We start from the raw sequence: 20,884 nt of genomic DNA, 5'->3' as shown, positions 1-20,884 counted from the left end.
ACATCATCCAGCGCATTTTCTCTAGATTCTGCGTATTTAGGGATTTTTCATACATCATCCAGCGCATTTTCTCTAGATTCTGCGCATTTAGGGATTTTTCATACATCATCCAGCGCATTTTCTCTAGATTCTGCGTATTTAGGGATTTTTCATACATCATCCAGCGCATTTTCTCTAGATTCTGCGCATTTAGGGATTTTTCATACATCATCCAGCGCATTTTCTCTAGGTTCTGCGTATTTACGACTTTCTCACGCATTATCCAGCGATTTTTCCCTTAATCCGTGTATTTTGGAAAATCACTGACTTCTGTAGTTAAATTAGTTAAGGATTTGTGCACATAATACAACTAATATGTAATAAATAATAGGTAATTCGTGTGCCGTTTTATTTATGATTTTATAAAAGACAAAAGGATTGAATCCTATACGGACTCAATCCTTTCTTGATGCTTTTATCCAGTTAGATGCAATTAGTCAACGACTACCGTCTCTTTATAAGGAGTGTCTTCGCTGGATGTACCAAGATATACTGTATACTCTCCAGGTTTCACAACAAAGTCGTGAGCGTAGTAATCCCAGACACCCATCGGATGGTTCGTGGCTTGTGGATCAATGGTTATGGTAACCTTACGTGACTCATTAGGCTCAAGAAATACTTTTTGGAATCCAACAAAACGCTTAGCTGGTTGTCCTTTTACAGGGATACCTAGATAAACTTGGACAACCTCAGCTCCAGCTACCTTACCTGTATTGGTCACAGTTACGTTAACCGTGATAGGAGACTTACCGTCTGACTGGTTAGGCGTCACTGAGAATCCAGAAAGTTCAAATGACGTGTAAGATAAGCCGAATCCAAACGGGAATAGTGGCTTGATATCCTGGGACTGGAACCAGCGGTACCCCATGTTAAGGCCCTCAGAGTAACGTATAACAGGGAAGCCATTGCCTTCGTCAGTACCAGGATAGCGTTCTGGATGCCCGGTGTACAAGAGATCATCTTCAGACGCTGCGTATGTGGTTGGTACTTTTCCGGATGGATTGACAACACCGAAAAGCAAGTCAGCAACAACGTGCCCGTCTTCCGTACCTTGGTTCCATGCTTCTAGAACCGCTGGGGCCTTGTTGATCCATGGCATCATGACCGGACTACTGTCTTTCATAACTAGAACTGTTTGCTGGTTAACTTCCAAGAGTTCGTCAACCATTTGATTTTGATCATGTAGCATGTTCGGATTAGGTAAATCAGCACCTTCAGTTGCAACCAATCCAGCCATTAGAATAACCAAGTCAGCTTTTGTGGCAACAGATTTCGCTTCTTCTAGGTTTGACAAGTCCTTGTCAACGGTGAACTTGCTGACCTCAGCATTGGATCCTAGGTCACGAAGAACATCCTGCATACCCTCTACAGGTGGAACAGTATAGAGCGGAGTAACCTTCGATGAACCACCACCTCCATTGCAGGCATCATCCACGAACTCAGATTGGCCAATTATCACGATAGAATCATGAGCTTTTGGATCAAGCGGCAATATCTCGCCATCGTTTTTCAGCAATACGGCTGTCTGGGAGCCGATTTCTCTAGAGATTGCACCATGTCTTTTTGCATCGATTGTACCTGGATTATAAGGGCGCTCAAACTGGCCGAAACGGAACATCTGAGTAAAGCGACGAACCAATGCCCGGACTACGGTCTGAATCTCAAGGCTGGTGTCCTCAAGCGCATTTTTGACGTTGGTCTCGTTAAGCCACTTAGCATCTGGCATTTCATGGTCCATGCCTGCGTTCAGCGACCCAGCGCAAGAGCGACAAGACCAAAAATCGGACTGCACATACCCTTCAAATCCCCACTCATCACGAAGGATATCATTCAATAGGTAGCGATTTTCGGTAGCGTAAACACCACGGACGCGGTTGTAGGCGCTCATGATTGCAGCGATGTTAGCGTCTTTGACCAACATTTCAAATGGCAATAGGTAAAGCTCACGTAGGACATGCTCGTCCAATTCAACATTGGTACGGAAACGTTCGTATTCTTGGTCATTGACTGCATAGTGTTTACCCATGGCAATAACACCATGTTCCTGAATTGCCTTGGTTACCTCAACACCCATCACACCAGAAAGGTATGGATCTTCTGAGAAATATTCGAAGTTACGGCCAGCAATTGGGGTTCGGTGTAGGCATACGCCAGGCCCCTCAAGTACATGTTGACCAAGTGTTGCGGTCTCGGAACCGATGATGTTGCCGTATTTACGAGCAATCTCAGGGTCAAAACCGGCAGCCAAACCAATGGTCATAGGTAATGCGGTCGCAGGTGGACTTGGATGCCCGTCGCCCATACCAACACCAACTGGGCCGTTTGTAATCCGAAAGCGTGGGATACCCAGCTCTTCCATTCCCTTTACATGACGCTCGACTTGAATCTGAGCCATGAGTTGTTCTTGATCTTCCTGACTCATAGCATTTATTTCTTCCATCGATGGCAGGGCATAAATGTTAATTGTCTCCATTGCACCGTGTAGTTGGGCAATTTTTTGTTCTAGGGTCATTGCAGCAACAAGCTTTTCGGCACGCTCACGGGGCGATAGCGATTGGTCAAACCATGGAAAATCTTTAGATTGTTCATTACTCATTTTAGAAACACCTCACACAATATTTTTATTAACAGAATAGTTACGAGTTCGTATACACTCCTATCTACTACTCTTTTCTTAAAAATTTAAATCGCTTACATATGTTATCGTGAAAAAAGTTCGAGCTTCTGTTATGAATCCATTATAGGATATTCTTTATCTTTTTTATCGTATTATTTTTACTAAGTTAGTATAAATTTGATTAATCCGTTCACTTATTATCTATCTTTAATGTGGAGTTTTTAAATTCCACTATATGAAAAATTAAAGCTTTCCTGGAAGTATTAGAAGTGATACTGATAAAAAAAGGAAATGCTTTACTACCGACTCTACCGGTGTTACTGAGTATATTTTTATTCGATTAGAGGACGCTTATATAAAGAAACCTTTTATAAAAAGGGAGGGCTCTTCACATGTGGAATGCTATTCTGTGGGGTACTATTGCAGCTTCCGCAACGATGCTAGGTGCACTAATTGTACTTAAATTTTCCATTCCCAAACGAATCATTGGTTTTATTATGGCATTAGGTACAGGTGCGTTAATTGGTGCAACAACATATGAATTGCTAGAGGATGCCTTAGAGTATAGTGGCTTTAAAGATATAGCCCTTGGTTTCCTTGGTGGTGCTTTAATTTTTACTATCTTAGATATGTTGGTTTCCCGTAAAGGTGGTCAGCAAAGAAAAAAATCGACTGATAGAAATAAATCAGAAAAATCATCTGAATCGACGTCTGGTTTAGGCATATTTATAGGAACAGTTATGGATACATTGCCTGAGTCGGCAATGATTGGTATGAGCCTGATAGGCGGCGAATCGGTTAGTTTGGCGCTTGTTATTTCTATTTTTATTAGTAACTTACCCGAAGGCATTTCAAGTACTGTTGGGTTGCAAGATAGTGGTTATTCAAAAAAGAAAATTATCATCCTGTGGGCATTCGTTGTGTTTTTTTCTGCATTAAGCTCTTGGGGTGGCGTTCTACTAGAATCAGCTTCAGATAGTATTAAAGCCATTATGAGTTCTTTTGCAGGTGGCGCCATTATTTCCATGATTGCTTCGACTATGATGCCTGAAGCGTATAAAGAAGGAGGGCCAACGGTTGGCTTTATAACATCTATAGGGGTATTCCTTTCATTGTGGCTACATCACCTATGAGCAGTGGATCATCGTTTCTAGCGATGTTCATTTTTTTTTGCTGGGTTTATAAAGTTATGGTGTTTTCTAAAAGATTGTTGTTTTGTCACAATAACTATAGAATCCGACTAGATCAAAATCATTACTCATATTCACCGAAATTTTAAGCAGATGTGTACAATTAACTAGTGTCCGTCTATATTTGAGGCGAAATCCCCTTCTAATGTGCACGTTTCTTTCGTTTTCGTGTACATTGAGGTCAATTTTCAAGCTAGATGTGCACGTTTCTTTCGTTTTCGTGTACATTGAGGTCAATTTTCAAGCTAGATGTGCACGTTTCTTTCGTTTTCGTGTACATTGAGGTCAATTTTCAAGCTAGATGTGCACGTTTCTTAAGTTTTCGTGTACATTAAGGTCATATTTCAAGCTAGATGTGCACGTTTCTTAAGTTTTCGTGTACATTAAGGTCAAATTTTAAGCTAAATGTGCACGTTTCTTAAGTTTTCGTGTACATTAAGATCAATTTTCAAGCTAAATGTGCACGTTTCTTAGGCTTTCGTGTACACTAAGGTCAATTTTCAAGTTAGATGTGCACGTTTCTTGAGTTTTTGTCTTGTATCTACGTCGGAGTTTCTATCAACTCCGACACAAAAATGCAACAAATATATAAAAAGAATCGAAGTTTTGAATAACAATCGTCCAAATAGAGGAAAGTAAGAGTAATTAAACTACTCGAGGTGAGACCATGAAAAAATATCTAGTTTTATTCCTTTTATTGACAGGTTTCTTAGTAGCTTGTAATACGAATGATCCAGAACAAGCAGGTTCAGAAGAAGGTGTACTCAATACAGTTCGAAATGGACCTGTTGCCCATCAAGGTGGTCAGATACATGGTCAAGAAGAGGATGAAATACCAGTCAACCCTGGCCGTGAACAGAATATTTTTGAAGATGAACAAGGCACCATTCATCTATCTACCAATCAAGGCAATCGAACGGAAATGAATGGGGATCAGTCAATGGAAGAACTTAAAATACAACTTGTAGGATTAACAAATCAAGTGAGAAAGCAGCATGGTTTAAACTATTTAAAGCTTGATTCAAATTTATCAAGTGTCGCACAATTGAAATCAGAGGATATGGCAGTCAATCAACATGTTTCACATGATTCTCCACATGAAATGCTTCAAAAATTTGGAATAGATTATTCGGATGCCGCCGCTGAGAATATTGCCAATGGAGTTGACACACCTAAAAGAGTTTTGCAAAGTTGGATGGAGCAACCGTCCCAACGTCGTAATGTGTTAAATAAAGATGTTACACATATTGGTGTTGGTTATGAGGCGGATGGTCATTATTGGACACAGTTATTTATACGAAAGGATCAGTAAGTCCCGTAGTGGGGCTTATTTTTCATTACAGATAAGCTGTGTTGGAGTTGCTCAAGATGATAATTAAAGTAACCCCTTGCTTAATTCAGGTGGATCCTCATTCTGTTATAACATAGAATTGTCGATAAATTGCTCTTCCTATTTATGGTAAGTGACCTTATAATATGTGAGAAAGCAGGTTATGCAGGATATAAGTGTGTAATATAGGAAGTAGTTGTCCAATCCATCAACAAGGAGGAATTCAAATGTACTACGGAGCAATTGAAGCGGGCGGGACTAAGTTCGTTTGTGCTATAAGTAATGACCAATTAGAAATTATCGAAAGAGTTAGTATTCCTACTACCAAACCTGAAGAAACCATGGAGCAAGTTTTTGCGTTTTTTGACCAATACTCTCTACATTCTATTGGTATTGGCTCATTTGGTCCAATTGACGTTAATAAAAATTCTGATACATACGGCTATATCACAACAACTCCAAAATCTGGGTGGAAACAGTTTGATTTTGTTGGCACAGTTAAACAACGGTATGATATTCCGGTTGCTTGGACCACGGATGTGAATGCAGCTGCTTATGGAGAATATAAAAAAGGAAATGCCCAACATTCAAACAGTTGTATCTATCTAACGGTAGGAACTGGTATCGGTGGCGGTGCTGTTGTTGATGGTAAAATTCAACAAGGGTATGGGCATCCAGAAATGGGACACTTACTAGTTCGCCCACATCCGAATGATGATTATCAAGGCTTTTGTCCTTATCACCAAGGCTGCTTAGAGGGACTTGCAGCTGGTCCGGCTATTGAAAATAGATACAATAAGAAAGGACAAGAACTTGAGGAAGTAGATGAGGTTTGGGAGATGGAGGCTTTTTATTTAGCCCAAGCATTGGTGAACTATACGTTAATTTTGCGCCCTGAGAAAATCATTTTAGGTGGCGGTGTGATGAAACAAAAGCAACTGTTCCCGTTGATTCGAGAAGAATTTGCAAATCAGATGAAACAATATGTTGAAACTCCTGATCTAAATCAATACATTATTGATCCAGGCCTCGGTGATAATGCTGGAATTACTGGATGTCTTATTTTAGCAACGGAAGTTAGTGAATCGTAATAATCTAAACGGAAAAATAAATAGTAAGTTAGCGTATAATTAGGTGACTCTAGTTATACGCTTTTTTGCTAGGATATGGTTTTAATTATTTATTTTAAGGATGAAAGCCTTTATAATGACGTTATTAATGTAATATATCGGAGAGAGCGTAATGGATACAAGAAACAAAACAAATGACATTATAAAAGTCTGTATGTTGGCAGGGAAAGTGATGCTACAAAGTGGTGCTGAGACCTATCGTGTGGAAGATACGATGTTACGGATTGCCGCCTCTTTTGATTTAGAAAGTGCACAAAGTTATGTGACGCCGACAGGAATAATGTTTTCAACGAATGAAACGGAGATAACACACTTCGTTAGAATTGTTAAACGATCAACAGATTTACATAAAGTCGATATGGTGAATAGCATTTCTCGAAAAATAACAGCTAATGAATTAACATTAGAGGCAGCAAGTAATGAATTAAAAAGAATTGAAACGGAAGTCCATACATATACAATTGCCGTTCAAATCTTTGCAGCTGCCCTTGCAAGTGGCTGCTTTACGATTATGTTTCAAGGGACATGGCAAGATTTTCTTCCAGCATTTGTTATCGGTGGAATTGGGTTTTCTGCCATGATTTATTTCCATCGTATTGTAGAAATTCAATTTTTTGCGGAATTTTTAGCCTCTCTTATTATAGGTTTATTGGCCGTTTTGTCGATATGGCTTGGAATTGGTTATCAGCTAGATAAAATTATTATAGGTTCTGTTATGCCATTGGTACCGGGACTGTTAATTACAAATGCGGTCCGCGATTTAATGGCGGGTCATTTGGTGTCAGGACTATCAAAAGGAGCAGAGGCTTTCTTAACCGCATTTGCGATTGGAGCGGGTATTGCTAGCGTATTCTCATTTCTGTAGGAAAGGAAAATAGCCAGTGATTATAGAACAACTAGTTACTAGTTTTTTTGCTGCAGCGGGATTTGGTGTGATTTTTAATGCACCAAAAAAGTCACTCATTCAGTGTGGAACAGTTGGGATGCTTGGGTGGTTAGTATATACATTGTTAGTGAATCAAGGGGTTGATGCGGTTCCATCGACAGTTATGGCTGCAATGCTTGTAGCTATTTTAAGCCAAGTTTGTGCGAAATTTTTTAAAACACCAATCATCATTTTTAATGTATCAGGTATTATACCATTAGTCCCCGGTGGCCTTGCTTATGATGCAATGAGAAATTTTGTCCTAAATGATTATAATGTAGCACTTCAGTTAGCAGCAAAAGCATTTCTGATTTCAGGCGCTATTGCAATTGGTCTTGTATTCTCTGAAATTATTAATCAAGTAATAAGGAAAACAAAGTTAAATCGTCAATCAGTTCGATAGAGTCTTGTCTTAGGTTATATATTAAGGTGGTGCTTATGAATTTTTTTGAAGTTCTAATTCCAATCTTTGGTGTGTTTCTTATTGGGTATCTGGGTGTAAAGTTATTAAAGGTTGAGGTAAAACCAATTGCCACAATGGCACTTTATCTAATGTCGCCTTTTTTAGCTTTTCAAACGTTTTATCAACATGCAATCAACCTCGATTATGTTTATTTAGGAATCTATTTATTGTTATTGTGTATTATATCCTTAGCAGTCTGTTATGTGATAGCCTATTTCAACAAGTGGGATCGTTCAAATACAAGCGGGTTTATGTTAGCTACTTCCTTTATGAATAATGGGAATTATGGAGCGCCTCTAATACTATTAGTGTTTGGGGAAACAGGCTTTCAATATGCAGTGATTCTAATGGTATTACAACAGTTGATTATGTGTACGATTGGGATCTATATTGCAGCTAAAGGAAGTGAAACGAAAGGTATTAAGGTTTCACCACTTAAGGAAGTGGTGAAGGTCCCAATAGTCTATGGTGCTATTTTAGGAATAGTGTTCAACCTGTTTCAATGGAATATTAATGAACAGTGGATGGTTGGTATTAATATGGTAGCAGATGCGACAATCCCAACCGTGATGATTATTTTGGGGATGCAATTAGCTAGTATATCAGTAAAAAAACTAGAAGTAGGGAAGCTATCTATTGCGCTAGTGATTCGCCTTGCGATCGCACCAGTAGTTACGTATTTTGTTACCCTTCCTCTACCGTTAGATGAAATGGTAAAAGATATAATGGTAGTCATCGCTGCGATGCCCACAGCTGCAAATACAACGATGTATGCCTTGCAATTTAATGCAAAACCATCTTTTGTATCAAGTGCTACATTAACGAGTACATTGCTAAGTGTGATCACGCTCCCTATTATACTAGCACTTATTCTTTAGAAAGCTGCTATCTACAGTTTATTGTTTTTTATCGTAAACGCTCAGATTAGTCTGAGCGTTTTTTGTTTGATTAATGCACTTCTCCGTTAAATTTAGGGGCATGTAATTAACTATTTCCGTTATGCAACGGAAAAACAATGCGTTTAGTTGTAAGCGCTTTTACCATACAATGAAATTAGATCAAATAAACAGATCAAAAATTCATCACTACCAAGGAGGAATTATAAATGAAACGTATTTTATTAGCTTGTTCAGCAGGAATGTCAACTAGTCTTTTGGTATCAAAAATGAAGGAAGCGGCACAGGCGAGAGGCGTAGATGTAGAAATCTGGGCAGTTGCGCAAGATAAAGCACCAAAAGATATGGAAAAGGCTGATGTTCTTCTAATTGGTCCTCAGATGAGATTTATGAAGAAGAAATTTTCAAAAACAGCAGAAGAAGTAGGCATCCCATTAGATGTAATTGACCCAATGGCATACGGACGTGTGGATGGTGAAGCTGTTTTAAATAAAGCTTTAGAACTAATAGGTGACTAAAATTTAAAAGAAAGTAGGGGAAGTCATGGATAAGTTTATGGAAACATTAGAAAATGTGCTGATGCCTATAGCTGATAAGTTAAATAACAACCGTTATTTAACAGCACTTCGTAACGGTTTTATGGTGGCGTTACCATTCATTATTTTTGGATCCATTTTTGTAGTACTTGCTAACCTTCCGTTTATTGATCAGTGGGTTGGCGAGGAAGCTTGGGCAACTTACCAAGATGCACTTGGACCGGCCTCGGCTGCAACGTTAAGTATTATGGGTTTGTTTGTTATTATAGGTATAGGTTATAAGCTGATAGAAGGATATGGTGGCGAATCCATTTATGGTGGTGCTGTAGCCATTGCATCGTTTCTAATTTTAACACCGCAAGTGACAAATTTTGACCTTGATGGTACTGTCCATGAAGTTGGTGGAGTTATTCCAACCAATGTAATGGGTGCAGAAGGTATGTTCTTAGGAATTTTCACAGCATTTTTTGCAGCAGAACTTTATAATTACTTTGTAAAAAAAGACTTAACAATTAAAATGCCAGCCGGTGTACCGGATGCAGTATCAAGGTCGTTTAGTGCACTTATTCCAATTGCTTTAACACTTACAATATTTTTAGTTGTTCGTATAATCTTTAGTTTCACGCCATTTGATACGGTGCAAAACTTTATTTATACATTGATTCAAGAACCATTAACAGCATTAGGTAGTGGATTGCCAGCAACCATTATTGCTGTACTATTAATTCAATTATTCTGGTTCTTCGGTTTACATGGACAAATTATTGTAAACTCTGTATTTGACCCAATTTGGTATGCATTAAATGACCAAAACCTAGCAGCATTCCAGGCTGGAGAAGAACTGCCTAACATTGTTACAAAACAATTTATGGATACCTTTATCGTAGGTATCGGTGGATCTGGTATGACATTGGCAGTTATTCTTGGGATCTTCCTAATTGGGCGAAGTAGACAATTAAAAGAGTTAGGTAAATTAGGTGCTCCAGCAGGTATCTTTAACGTAAACGAACCAATTATCTTTGGGCTACCAATTATCATGAACCCGTTAGCACTTATTCCTTGGTTATTAGCGCCAGTGATTGTTGCATTGGTAACCTACTTCTCTATGGCGGCAGGAATTGTGCCAAAACCAGCAGGTATCATTGTTCCTTGGACAACACCGGCTATACTGAGTGGGTTCTTGGCGACAGGTAATAGTATAATGGGTGGTTTATTACAACTAGTAAACATTGGAATCGTATTTATAATATGGTGGCCATTCCTAAAAATTATGGATAACCAATATTACAGTAATGAAAAAAAGGCAGATAAAGAAACGAGTAACACTGGGAATCGTAACGTAAATTAACACTTACATTCATGGGTATCCGTATCTTTCAACTAATGAGTAAAGATACGGGTTCCTTTTCACTCATACTTTAGTTCACTATCAGGGGGTACAATCATTATGGACAACATGACAGAAGTAGCTTTTCAAATAATTCTATATGCTGGTAATGGTAAATCAAGTGCAATGGAAGCGATACAGGAAGCAAAAGAAGGAAACTTTGAGGCGGCTGATAAAAAAATAGAAGAGGCTAGCGAAGAGTTAGGCAAAGCTCATGGGTATCAAACCCAATTATTACAACAAGAAGCAAGCGGAGAGGGACAATCTGTTAATGTAATTCTTGTACATTCGCAGGATCATTTAATGACTTCCATGACGGTTAGAGATTTAGCAGTAGAGATTATTGAAATATATAGAAATAAATAGCAACAGGAGGTTGTTTGACATGGCAATTCAATACAAATTTCCAGAAGGTTTTTGGTGGGGAAGTGCAACATCAGCTACACAAATGGAAGGAGCAGCCTCTGAAGGTGGTAAAGGCCTTAATATTTGGGATTACTGGTATTCTCAAGAACCTAACCGTTTTTTTGAGGGGGTTGGACCAGAATCTACTTCTGATTTCTATCATACTTATAAACAGGATATAAAAAGAATGAAAGAAATTGGGCATAATACTTTCAGGTTATCAATCTCATGGTCACGTTTTATTCCCGGTGGAGAAGGGGAAGTGAATCAAGAGGCTGTTACATTTTATAATAATGTAATCGATGAACTTATAGCAAATGACATCGAACCATTCGTGAACTTATTTCACTTTGATATGCCACTTGAAATGCAAGAAAAAGGTGGTTGGGAAAGTAGAGAAGTCGTAGAAGCGTACACGACTTATGCCAAAAAAGCGTATGAATTTTTCGGAGATCGCGTTAAAAAATGGTTTACTTTTAATGAGCCAATTGTACCGGTGGAGGGTGGATATTTATATGATTTCCATTATCCTAATGTAGTCGATGCAAAACGTGCATTTCAAGTAGCATATAATACGATGATTGCCCATGCAAAAGCAGTAGAGGCATTTCGTACCTTTGATTATCCTGATAGCAAGATCGGTATTATTCTAAACTTAACGCCATCCTATCCGAGAAGTCAAAACCCTGCAGATTTAAAAGCGTCCAATATTTGTGATTTATTCTTTAATAGAAGCTTTTTAGATCCTGCAGTAAAAGGAGAGTACCCGAAAGAACTAGTTGACCTGTTAGAAGAGCACGGACAATTGCCAGAAATGGAAAAAGGCGATGCACAGTTATTAAAAAATAATACCGTAGATATTTTAGGAGTTAATTATTACCAACCTCGTCGAGTGAAGGCGAAGGAACATTTACCAAACCCGTATAGTCCATTTATGCCGGATTGGTTCTTTGATAATTATGAAATGCCAGGACGTAAAATGAACCCTTACCGTGGATGGGAAATTTATGAAAAAGGTATTTATGACATCATGATCAATCTTAAAGAAAACTACGGAAATATTGAGTCGTTTATTTCTGAAAATGGTATGGGTGTACAAAATGAGGAACGGTTTATTAAAGATGGACGAATTGAAGATGATTATCGGATTGAATTCATTCAGGGACATTTAGAATGGTTGCATAAAGCCATTCAAGAAGGGTGTAATGCGAAAGGGTATCATTTATGGACATTCTTAGATAACTGGTCATGGATGAATGCTTATAAAAATAGATATGGTTTCTTCTCTGTTGATCTCGAAACAAAAGAACGAACAGCGAAGAAGAGCGCCTATTGGTTTACAGAAGTATCTAAGAATAATGGATTTTAATAGAGTCCGACTAAAAGGTGTTTGTAGTAGGATCTACTACATTACACCTTTTCTGTTATACATCAGGAGAGGAGAATGACATTGTCCAAGCTTAAAGTTGTTACGATTGGTGGGGGTTCTAGTTATACCCCAGAGCTTGTTGAAGGGTTTATAAAGCGCTATCAAGAGTTTCCGGTTAAAGAGTTATGGCTAGTAGATATTGCAGAAGGAAAAGAAAAATTAGAGGCAGTTGGTGCACTTGCAAAACGAATGGTGAAAAAAGCAGGTGTTCCGATTGATATTCATTTAACACTTGATCGTGAAGAAGCACTAGTAGATGCTGATTTTGTTACGACGCAAATTCGAGTAGGTTTATTGGAAGCGCGCGCAAAGGATGAAAGAATCCCATTAAAGTATGGGGTAATTGGACAAGAAACGAATGGACCAGGTGGTTTATTTAAAGGATTGCGGACAATTCCTGTTATTTTGGATATTTGTAAAGATATGGAACGATTATGTCCTAATGCATGGCTAATTAACTTCTCCAACCCAGCGGGAATGGTGACAGAAGCAGTATTACGCTACAGTAACATAAAAAAAACGGTTGGGTTATGTAACGTCCCTGTAGGTATGCGAATGGGAGTTGCGGAAATGCTGGACGTGGATGCGGACCGTGTACAGATTGACTTCGCTGGTTTAAATCATATGGTGTTCGGTCTTGAAGTGTATTTAGATGGAGAAAAGATTACAGCTCAAGTAATAGATAAATTGTCTAGTGGTGAAAGTTATACAATGAAAAATATTGTTGACCAAGGGTGGGAACCAGACTTCATAAAAGGTTTAAAAGTTCTACCATGCCCATACCACCGCTACTATTTTCAAACTAATAAAATGCTAGAACAAGAAAAGACTGACTATAAAGATCAAGGAACACGAGCAGAAGTGGTTATGAATCTAGAAAAGGAACTGTTTAACTTATATGCGAATCCAGACTTGGATATCAAACCACCACAATTGGAAGAACGAGGAGGTGCCTATTATAGTGATGCAGCATGTAATCTAATGAACTCTATTTATAATGACAAGCGTGATATTCAACCTGTAAATACAAGAAATAATGGCGCGATTGCAAGTATTCCAAATGACTCAGCGGTTGAGGTTAATTGCGTTATTACAAAGGATGGGCCAAAACCAGTTAGTGTCGGTGATTTACCTGTTGCGGTACGTGGCCTTGTACAACAAATAAAATCGTTTGAACGTGTTTCCGCTGAAGCCGCAGTTACAGGTGACTATCAGCAAGCATTATTAGCCATGACGATCAACCCATTAATCCCTTCAGATACGATTGCAAAAGAAATACTTGATGAAATGTTAGAAGCGCATAAATATTATTTACCAAATTTCTTTACATCTGTTCAATCGTAATGTGATTGTGCATTTATTAACCTAAAGATTTAAAGGTTCTGGTTATGTGATCAGGACCTTTCTACTTTATTAACATGTATAGTGTCCTTTATGAAATTATCGAAAAATGTACATACTAATAAATTGATAAAGTGTAGTATAATTTTAGTAGTTTTTAAAAGTTAGAAAGAATAAAAAAGTTTGAAATAGATAAGTCATAACTAATAGTATAATAATTCACCTTTGTTTAAAAGGCTGTCCAGTTAATCAAGTTTTTAGTAGAACTTAAATTTTATAAAATGAGTTGTTTTGTTTTTAACAACAAGAGGTGATCCAAAAATGAACTTCCGGCATAAGCAAATTTTGCGTGAACTGATGTCATTAGAAGAGACATTGACAAGTACGTATCTGGCAAACATCGTTCAAGTAACTTCAAGAACAATTAGAGAAGATATTAAAGCACTTGACACCTTCCTGCAAACAAATGGAGCTGAGATAAAGTCAATAAGAGGAAAAGGATATCAATTAAATGTGTATGATGATCAAGCATTTCGACAATTATTAAATCAAGAATTCCAAAAGGACTCTTCATTTGAACAAGCATCACCAAGTTCACCAGAAGATCGTGTTAACTATTTGATCAAACGTTTATTATTGTCAAATGGTTATTTGAAGTTGGACGGTCTAGCGGATGAGATGTACATCAGCAAATCAACGATCCAGAATGATATGAAACAAGTAAAGAATATTCTAAAAAAGTATGATATTTGTCTTGAAAAGCGGCCAAATTATGGGTTGAAAGTAAAAGGCAGTGAAGTGAAAGTACGATTTGCAATGTCAGAGTATATTTTTGACCGAAGTTTAAATTCGGTTAATCCTGTCATTAATGAGCAACTGTCTGCGCTAATGGACAAGAAACAGTTAAACCAAATTTGGTCGATAATATTAGAGCAAATTAAACAAAATAGCCTAACTTTATCGGATATTGCCATTAATAATCTATTCGTACATATTGCAATTGGTTATAATCGCATAATGAATGGTTATCATGTTTCTCTTTATAAAAAAGAATTAAAAGACATTGAAGATCAAAAGGAATATCGAGTTGCTGAAAAAATAGTCGATCAAGTTGAAGAAGTACTTGCTATTAAATTCCCAAAAACAGAAATTGCTTATATAGCTATTCACTTATTAGGGACAAAGATGATTGAGCAAACGAATATGAGTGAGGAGCAAATAGAAGAGGTTATTGACGATGGTATCTATCAATTAACCTTTGCTATTATGGAAAAGATTGAGGATAAATTAAACTTAAAGTTAAAGCATGATCATGAATTAATCATTGGGATGGCCCTTCATTTGAAGCCCGCAATTAACCGTTATCGCTATGGGATGAATGTTAGAAATCCAATGTTAGAGGATATTAAGGCAAATTACCCTTTAGCGTTTGAGGCTGGTATTATTGCAGGTCTTGTATTAGAAGAAAGTGTGGGAGCTGCAATCGATGAAAATGAAATTGGTTATTTGGCGCTTCATATAGGTGCAGCGATTGAACGTAATAAACTACATGCTAGACCGAAGCGCTGTCTTATTGTTTGTGCTTCTGGACAAGGAAGTGCTCAATTATTAAAGTATCGAATTCAAGCTAAGATCGGAGAAAAATTACAAGTAGTTGATACAACAGAGTACTATAAATTAAGTCAAAAATCTTTTAATGGAATTGATTTTATCATAAGCTCCATCCCAATCACAATTCACCTTCCTGTACCGGTTATTGAGGTGAACACGATATTGAGTGAACGTGATTTAGACAAAATTGAAAACTTTTTAAATGGAAATACAAATGGATTATTAGACTATATAAGAGAGGATCTGTTCTTTCCTAAACATAATTTTTCAAGTAAAGAAGAAGTGCTAAAATTCCTTGCTCAACAGTTAAAGAACAAAGGACTGGTGGATGACAACTTCTTAAAAGCAGTCTATGAACGAGAAGAATTAGCACCAACTGATTTTGGGAATTTAGTAGCCATTCCACATCCTATTACTCCACAAACGACAACCACATTGTTAGCTATTTGTACGCTAGACAAACCGATTATTTGGAAAAATAAGCGTGTACAATTTGTTTGTTTATTATGTGTAAAGAAGGAGAGTAGTGAGGATCTTCAAATGATGTATAAGGTCCTAGGTGAAATCATTGAAGATTCAAGTCTTATCCATCAGTTAGTTAAAAGTGAATCCTATAGTATGTTTATGAAGCATTTATTACGGTATTAAACAAGCAGACTTCCCTATATAGGGACAGTCTGTTTTTTTGATAGGCATATATGTTAATTAGGTAGCGGAGGTGTGTTAAAAGATGAAGGATATGTAATGCGTAACTATTTGGTGCATGCATTTATAGGATGTTGTTTTTATGGTATTATTGTCCATAAATTCTCCTTATAGTTAGGGATATATAAAGCGTTACTAGTCCCTAATTATAAGTTTTTTTATCCTGGTGTAATCGTCTGTGAGACTCTCACTTCAAAACATGATATGTAACGGAAATGTATAAGTGGAAGTAAACTTTCAGTAACACCCCGATTGGTTCACCTAACATTCATTGTGGGAGATCAACAAATTCCCCACAATGAAGTTTCATTTATAAAGATGTATATGTATGTGTTTAGTTACAAAAGGTGGTACAATATTTAGTGTCCAATATTGAAAATTAGGCTGGTGTTATGTGCTTTTTTTATAAAATATACCAAAGTATGAATGGAAATTAATAATAAATAAACCCAATGATATAGAGGGTTGTATGGCAGGGGAATTAAGGAATTTATTTTTGAATAACCATTGTATAAAAATGCGCATTAATGTATAATAATGAATTAATTGAAAATAAAGAATTGATCGAACGACAAGGTTAGGGGTGAATGGTATGAAAGTAGCTATTGTTGGCGGTACAGGTTATGGTGCTTTAGAACTTATTCGTTTTTTAAATAATCATCCATATGCTGAATTAACAACTATTGTTTCTCATTCGCAAAGTGGAAGTAAATTATCTTCTATATATCCTCATGTGAGTCAAATTGTAGAACATACAATGGAATCTTTGGATATACCATCTTTAAGTGAAACGATAGACATTGTGTTTTTTGCAACACCGTCTAATATTAGTAAAGATTTAATTCCGAATTTTTTAGAAAATGATGTTCCATGTATTGATTTATCTGGTGACTTCCGTTTAAAATCACCCGTTGATTATGAGCAATGGTATCAGTCGACACCCGCAGATCAAACGTATGTTGATCAAGCGGTTTATGGTCTAAGTGAGATCTATCAAGAGGAAATTAAACATGCAAAGCTAATTGCAAATCCGGGTTGTTATCCGACAGCAACTTTATTAGCATTAATACCGTTAATGAAAAAGAATATAGCAAACAAGAAATCGATTGTTATTGATGCAAAAACAGGGGTATCTGGAGCAGGTAGAGGTTTATCGTTAAATGCCCATTTTTCAGAGATGAATGATAACTTAAAGGCCTATAAATTAGGAGAACATAAACATATTCCTGAAATTGAACAAGTATTGAAAGAAGAGAGTGGAGAAGACTTAGCGGTAACCTTCACCACACACCTTGCACCGATGACAAGGGGGATTATGAGTTCTATTTATGTAGATCTAAATGAAAATGTACGTATAGAGGACATTATTCAAATGTATGAACGTTTCTATGCAGATCACCCATTCGTAAGGATCCGACCAAAGGGTCAATTCCCAGCAACAAAAGAAGTGTATGGGAGTAATTTTTGTGATATCGGCTTCCACTATAATGAACGAACAGGAAAGCTTATTATCATTTCGGTAATCGATAATCTTGTGAAGGGTGCTTCGGGTCAAGCGATTCAGAACATGAATTTGTTAAATGGATGGGATGTTTCTACAGGACTAAATGTTATCCCAACTTATCCTTAGGAGGTATTGGTAAAATGGCAAAAGGTAAAGCGGATATAGCAATAGAAGAAAAGGTTCAGTTAGTACCAGAAGGGAGTGTAACAACGCCACAGGGCTTCGCTGCTGGCGGCTTACATTGTGGGATTCGGAAACGCAAATTAGACTTAGGTTGGGTGTATTCAGAATTTCCTGCCCAAGCGGCTGCGGTCTATACAACGAACCTTTTTCAAGCGCCTCCATTGAAGGTGACCCAAGCTAGTATAGCCGAAGAGAATAAACTTCAAGGAGTTGTGGTTAACTCAGGAGTTGCAAATTCCTGCACAGGAGACCAAGGATTACAAGATGCCTATGAAATGAGACGTCTATTTGCAGACAAAATGGGTATACCTGAACACTATGCAGCAGTAGTTTCAACCGGGTTAATTGGAGAACCTCTTCCAATGCAAAAGATTGACCAAGGAATTAAAGTCTTTGATGCACAAGAGAATCAAGGGGCTAATCGTTTTGAATCCGCAATATTAACGACAGATACGAAGGAAAAAGCAGTTGCTGTGCAAATGGAGATCGACGGTAAGACGGTATCCATTGGTGGCGCTGCAAAAGGGTCCGGAATGATCGATCCGAATATGGCAACAATGCTAAGTTTTATAACGACGGATGCAAATGTAGAGCAACAGGCGCTATCGAAAGCATTAAAAGATATAACGAACAAGTCTTTTAATATGATTACAGTTGATGGCGATACAAGTACAAACGACATGGTACTCGTTATGGCGAATGGTGCTAGCAATAACCAACAATTAAATGAATCGCACCCAGAGTGGAGTGTGTTTTTAGGCGGATTAAAAATTGTTAGTGAAATGCTAGCAAAAGAGATTGCAAGAGATGGAGAAGGCGCAACTAAATTAATTGAAGTACAAGTAGAAGGTGCTGAGACGAATCAAGCAGCTCAAATGATAAGTAAAGCAATTATTTCATCAAATCTTGTCAAAACAGCAGTTCATGGTGCGGATGCAAACTGGGGAAGAATTATTACGGCAATTGGTTATAGTAAACAAAACCTTGATCCTGACCAAGTGAGTATTTTAATAGGAGCAATACCAGTTGTGAAAAATGGTGTGCCTGTTTCTTTTGATGAAGAGGAAGCAAAAGCATATTTACAAAAGGATGAAGTAACTATTTTTGCATCTGTCGGTGACGGCCAGGGGTCTGCGACTGCCTGGGGATGCGATCTATCCTATGAGTATGTACGAATTAACGCTTCTTATCGAACATAAGGAGGAGTAATAATGAATTATGTTGTGTTTAAGTGTGGCGGGAGTGTGTTGGACCAGTTACCTGAATCTTTTTATAAAAGTATTGTAGAAATTCAACAGGCAGAAGATTGGCAACCTGTTATTGTTCATGGTGGTGGTCCTTTAATATCTACGTTACTTGATAAAACGGGCGTAGAAACCAGCTTCGTTAATGGGTTGCGTAAAACGACAAATGAAGTCTTAGATATAGTTGAAATGGCTCTAAGTGGAGCTGTTAATAAGCAAATTGTTCGCAACATCATGAAAGCAAGTGGAAGTGCATACGGAATTAGCGGTGTTGATGGTTGCTTGTTATCTGCGAAACCAGCTGGTGATACAACTACATTAGGATTTGTTGGAGAAGTTACTCATGTTCAGCAATCCATTATTCATCAAATTGCTGAACAAGGATACATTCCAGTCATTTCACCATTAGGTATTGACCAAAGTGGACAAAGATATAATATAAATGCTGACATGGCAGCTTCATCGGTTGCGCAAGCACTTGAAGCAAAGCTCTGTTTCGTTAGTGATATACCAGGAATTTATATAGAAGAGGATGGGGACAAGAAAGTGCTTCATCAAGCAGGGAGTAACAGGATTGAGCAGCTAATCGAGGATGGCACCATCCAAGGTGGAATGATTCCTAAGGTCCAATCAGCATTAAAAGCCTTAGCCAATAACGTACCAGAAGTCTCTATTGTTAGTGGAGTAGATGACAATAGCTTACTTGATTTCATACAAGGAAAGAAAATCGGAACTAGAATTTTGTTAGATAAGGAGATTCCTCATGTCTGAAAATAAAAGCGCAATGACTACAGAACCGATTATGCAAACATATAATCGATTTCCAATAACAATCACCAAAGGAAAAGGCAGCTATGTGTGGGATGACAAAGGTGAGAAATATCTAGACTATTCATCAGGTATTGCCACATGTAATTTAGGACATGTGCCAGATGTAGTAAAGCAGTCGGTGGAGGAACAGCTTCAGAATTTATGGCACTGCTCTAACCTTTATCATATTCCGCAGCAACAAAGTCTTGCACAGTTATTGGTAGATCATAGTTTCGGTGACCAAGTATTCTTTTGTAATAGTGGGGCAGAAGCGAATGAAGCTGCAATTAAGCTGGCGAGAAAATATGCAAGTAACCAAAACAAAAAGGAAGCATTTGAAGTTGTAACGTTTACGAATTCCTTTCATGGTAGAACACTCGCTACACTGTCAGCAACAGGGCAGGAAAAAATTCAACATGGATTCGATCCATTGATGCCTGGTTTTAGATATCTACCTTTTAATGACCATGAAGCCTTGGATCAGTTGGTGCAATCTAATACATGTGCGGTTCTTTTAGAGCTTGTTCAAGGTGAAGGTGGCGTAATTCCTGCTGACCAAGAATGGGTGAATAAAATTGTTGAGATTTGTAAACAACACAACCTTGTATTAATGGTAGATGAAATACAGACGGGGATGGGACGTACAGGTTCATTGTTTGCTTATGAACAATACGGTATTGAACCAGATGTGATGACGTTAGCAAAAGGATTAGGAAGTGGTTTCCCTATCGGTGCTGTTGTGGCTAAAGAACATGTGGCAAAAGCATTTGGCCCTGGTACACATGGAAGTACGTTTGGAGGCAATCCAGTCGTTACGACTGCGGGATATGCTACTCTTAATCATATGGTTACGAGTGATATCCTACCTAAAGCCAATGAATTAAGCTCCTATATCGTAGAAAAGTTACAACAGTTTGTCGATCGCAATGATGATTTACTTTCTATTAGAGGAAAAGGTCTTCTTATTGGCATTGAAGTAAAAGGTAAAGCAATCGAATATGTCGAAAAGGCGAGAGAAAACCATGTCTTAATTTTGGTTGCTGGTCCAAATGTGGTAAGAATTTTACCGCCATTAACAACAACAAAACAAGAAATAGACCATTTTATTGAAAAGATGGAAAAGGTTTTTAACTAGCAAA

At 37.7% G+C, this 20,884-nt stretch carries 18 protein-coding genes; 16 read left to right on the top strand and 2 right to left on the bottom strand.

Annotated features, from left to right (window positions below; all coding sequences use genetic code 11):
- Both FCI53_RS17610 and FCI53_RS17605 read right to left on the bottom strand, forming a co-directional pair.
- Positions 1-259: hypothetical protein (locus FCI53_RS17610; protein ID WP_138420357.1), on the bottom strand; the 259-nt coding region annotated here is incomplete at its 3' end.
- A gap of 213 nt (positions 260-472) precedes the next feature.
- Positions 473-2,635 (bottom strand): beta-glucosidase family protein, encoded by a 2,163-nt coding sequence (locus FCI53_RS17605; RefSeq protein ID WP_138420356.1) that lies wholly within the window; start codon positions 2,633-2,635, stop codon positions 473-475.
- Between the two features lie 413 nt (positions 2,636-3,048).
- On the opposite strand from FCI53_RS17605, the gene FCI53_RS17600 reads away from it, so the two are divergent.
- The 16 genes from FCI53_RS17600 to FCI53_RS17525 all read left to right on the top strand — a co-directional run bounded on the left by FCI53_RS17600 (position 3,049) and on the right by FCI53_RS17525 (position 20,880).
- Positions 3,049-3,789: a ZIP family metal transporter gene (locus FCI53_RS17600; RefSeq protein WP_138420355.1), complete on the top strand. Its 741-nt coding sequence runs from the start codon at positions 3,049-3,051 to the stop codon at positions 3,787-3,789.
- Between the two features lie 724 nt (positions 3,790-4,513).
- Complete coding sequence (locus FCI53_RS17595) at positions 4,514-5,158, top strand: CAP domain-containing protein (protein ID WP_138420354.1); 645 nt, start codon at positions 4,514-4,516, stop codon at positions 5,156-5,158.
- A gap of 245 nt (positions 5,159-5,403) precedes the next feature.
- Entirely contained in the window at positions 5,404-6,267 is an 864-nt protein-coding gene (locus FCI53_RS17590) for an ROK family protein (RefSeq protein ID WP_138420353.1), read from the top strand.
- Positions 6,268-6,418: 151 nt separating this feature from the next.
- Positions 6,419-7,171 carry a threonine/serine exporter family protein gene (locus FCI53_RS17585; RefSeq protein WP_138420352.1) on the top strand — a complete coding sequence of 251 codons (753 nt, stop codon included), beginning with the start codon at positions 6,419-6,421 and terminating at the stop codon, positions 7,169-7,171.
- Between the two features lie 19 nt (positions 7,172-7,190).
- A complete protein-coding gene (locus FCI53_RS17580) occupies positions 7,191-7,634 on the top strand; it encodes a threonine/serine exporter family protein (protein WP_138420361.1) in 444 nt (147 codons plus the stop codon).
- A 35-nt stretch (positions 7,635-7,669) separates the two neighbouring features.
- Positions 7,670-8,572 (top strand): AEC family transporter, encoded by a 903-nt coding sequence (locus FCI53_RS17575; RefSeq protein WP_138420351.1) that lies wholly within the window; start codon positions 7,670-7,672, stop codon positions 8,570-8,572.
- A gap of 227 nt (positions 8,573-8,799) precedes the next feature.
- Entirely contained in the window at positions 8,800-9,108 is a 309-nt protein-coding gene (locus FCI53_RS17570) for a PTS sugar transporter subunit IIB (protein ID WP_138420350.1), read from the top strand.
- A gap of 25 nt (positions 9,109-9,133) precedes the next feature.
- The gene (celB, locus tag FCI53_RS17565) at positions 9,134-10,474 is read left to right on the top strand and encodes a PTS cellobiose transporter subunit IIC (RefSeq protein WP_138420349.1); all 1,341 of its coding nucleotides are present in this window, start codon (positions 9,134-9,136) and stop codon (positions 10,472-10,474) included.
- Between the two features lie 99 nt (positions 10,475-10,573).
- Positions 10,574-10,879, top strand: coding sequence for a PTS sugar transporter subunit IIA (locus FCI53_RS17560; RefSeq protein WP_138420348.1), 306 nt, complete (start codon positions 10,574-10,576; stop codon positions 10,877-10,879).
- 19 nt (positions 10,880-10,898) lie between these two features.
- Complete coding sequence (locus FCI53_RS17555) at positions 10,899-12,287, top strand: glycoside hydrolase family 1 protein (protein WP_138420347.1); 1,389 nt, start codon at positions 10,899-10,901, stop codon at positions 12,285-12,287.
- A gap of 81 nt (positions 12,288-12,368) precedes the next feature.
- A complete protein-coding gene (locus FCI53_RS17550; RefSeq protein WP_425457194.1) occupies positions 12,369-13,691 on the top strand; it encodes a 6-phospho-beta-glucosidase in 1,323 nt (440 codons plus the stop codon).
- A 318-nt stretch (positions 13,692-14,009) separates the two neighbouring features.
- The gene (locus tag FCI53_RS17545; RefSeq protein ID WP_138420345.1) at positions 14,010-15,947 is read left to right on the top strand and encodes a BglG family transcription antiterminator; all 1,938 of its coding nucleotides are present in this window, start codon (positions 14,010-14,012) and stop codon (positions 15,945-15,947) included.
- A gap of 649 nt (positions 15,948-16,596) precedes the next feature.
- A complete protein-coding gene (gene argC, locus FCI53_RS17540; protein WP_138420344.1) occupies positions 16,597-17,634 on the top strand; it encodes an N-acetyl-gamma-glutamyl-phosphate reductase in 1,038 nt (345 codons plus the stop codon).
- A gap of 14 nt (positions 17,635-17,648) precedes the next feature.
- Positions 17,649-18,890, top strand: coding sequence for a bifunctional ornithine acetyltransferase/N-acetylglutamate synthase (gene argJ, locus FCI53_RS17535; protein ID WP_138420343.1), 1,242 nt, complete (start codon positions 17,649-17,651; stop codon positions 18,888-18,890).
- Positions 18,891-18,902: 12 nt separating this feature from the next.
- Positions 18,903-19,706: an acetylglutamate kinase gene (gene argB, locus FCI53_RS17530; RefSeq protein WP_138420342.1), complete on the top strand. Its 804-nt coding sequence runs from the start codon at positions 18,903-18,905 to the stop codon at positions 19,704-19,706.
- Positions 19,699-20,880, top strand: a complete 1,182-nt coding sequence (locus tag FCI53_RS17525) for an acetylornithine transaminase (protein WP_138420341.1) — start codon at positions 19,699-19,701, stop codon at positions 20,878-20,880. Before argB ends, FCI53_RS17525 begins: the two co-directional genes overlap by 8 nt.
- Positions 20,881-20,884: the final 4 nt, after the last annotated feature.

This window comes from Aquibacillus sediminis (assembly GCF_005870085.1).
Taxonomy (GTDB): Bacteria; Bacillota; Bacilli; order Bacillales; family Amphibacillaceae; genus Aquibacillus_E; species Aquibacillus_E sediminis.
This window is presented reverse-complemented; position numbering and strand designations above follow the sequence as displayed.

Bases quoted from the DNA above. Each gene is read 5' to 3' on its own strand.
- FCI53_RS17605 (WP_138420356.1), bottom strand. From the start codon at position 2,635: ATGAGTAATGAACAATCTAAAGATTTTCCATGGTTTGACCAATCGCTA.
- FCI53_RS17600 (WP_138420355.1), top strand. From the start codon at position 3,049: ATGTGGAATGCTATTCTGTGGGGTACTATTGCAGCTTCCGCAACGATG.
- FCI53_RS17595 (WP_138420354.1), top strand. From the start codon at position 4,514: ATGAAAAAATATCTAGTTTTATTCCTTTTATTGACAGGTTTCTTAGTA.
- FCI53_RS17590 (WP_138420353.1), top strand. From the start codon at position 5,404: ATGTACTACGGAGCAATTGAAGCGGGCGGGACTAAGTTCGTTTGTGCT.
- FCI53_RS17585 (WP_138420352.1), top strand. From the start codon at position 6,419: ATGGATACAAGAAACAAAACAAATGACATTATAAAAGTCTGTATGTTG.
- FCI53_RS17575 (WP_138420351.1), top strand. From the start codon at position 7,670: ATGAATTTTTTTGAAGTTCTAATTCCAATCTTTGGTGTGTTTCTTATT.
- FCI53_RS17570 (WP_138420350.1), top strand. From the start codon at position 8,800: ATGAAACGTATTTTATTAGCTTGTTCAGCAGGAATGTCAACTAGTCTT.
- celB (WP_138420349.1), top strand. From the start codon at position 9,134: ATGGATAAGTTTATGGAAACATTAGAAAATGTGCTGATGCCTATAGCT.
- FCI53_RS17560 (WP_138420348.1), top strand. From the start codon at position 10,574: ATGGACAACATGACAGAAGTAGCTTTTCAAATAATTCTATATGCTGGT.
- FCI53_RS17555 (WP_138420347.1), top strand. From the start codon at position 10,899: ATGGCAATTCAATACAAATTTCCAGAAGGTTTTTGGTGGGGAAGTGCA.
- FCI53_RS17545 (WP_138420345.1), top strand. From the start codon at position 14,010: ATGAACTTCCGGCATAAGCAAATTTTGCGTGAACTGATGTCATTAGAA.
- argC (WP_138420344.1), top strand. From the start codon at position 16,597: ATGAAAGTAGCTATTGTTGGCGGTACAGGTTATGGTGCTTTAGAACTT.
- argJ (WP_138420343.1), top strand. From the start codon at position 17,649: ATGGCAAAAGGTAAAGCGGATATAGCAATAGAAGAAAAGGTTCAGTTA.
- argB (WP_138420342.1), top strand. From the start codon at position 18,903: ATGAATTATGTTGTGTTTAAGTGTGGCGGGAGTGTGTTGGACCAGTTA.
- FCI53_RS17525 (WP_138420341.1), top strand. From the start codon at position 19,699: ATGTCTGAAAATAAAAGCGCAATGACTACAGAACCGATTATGCAAACA.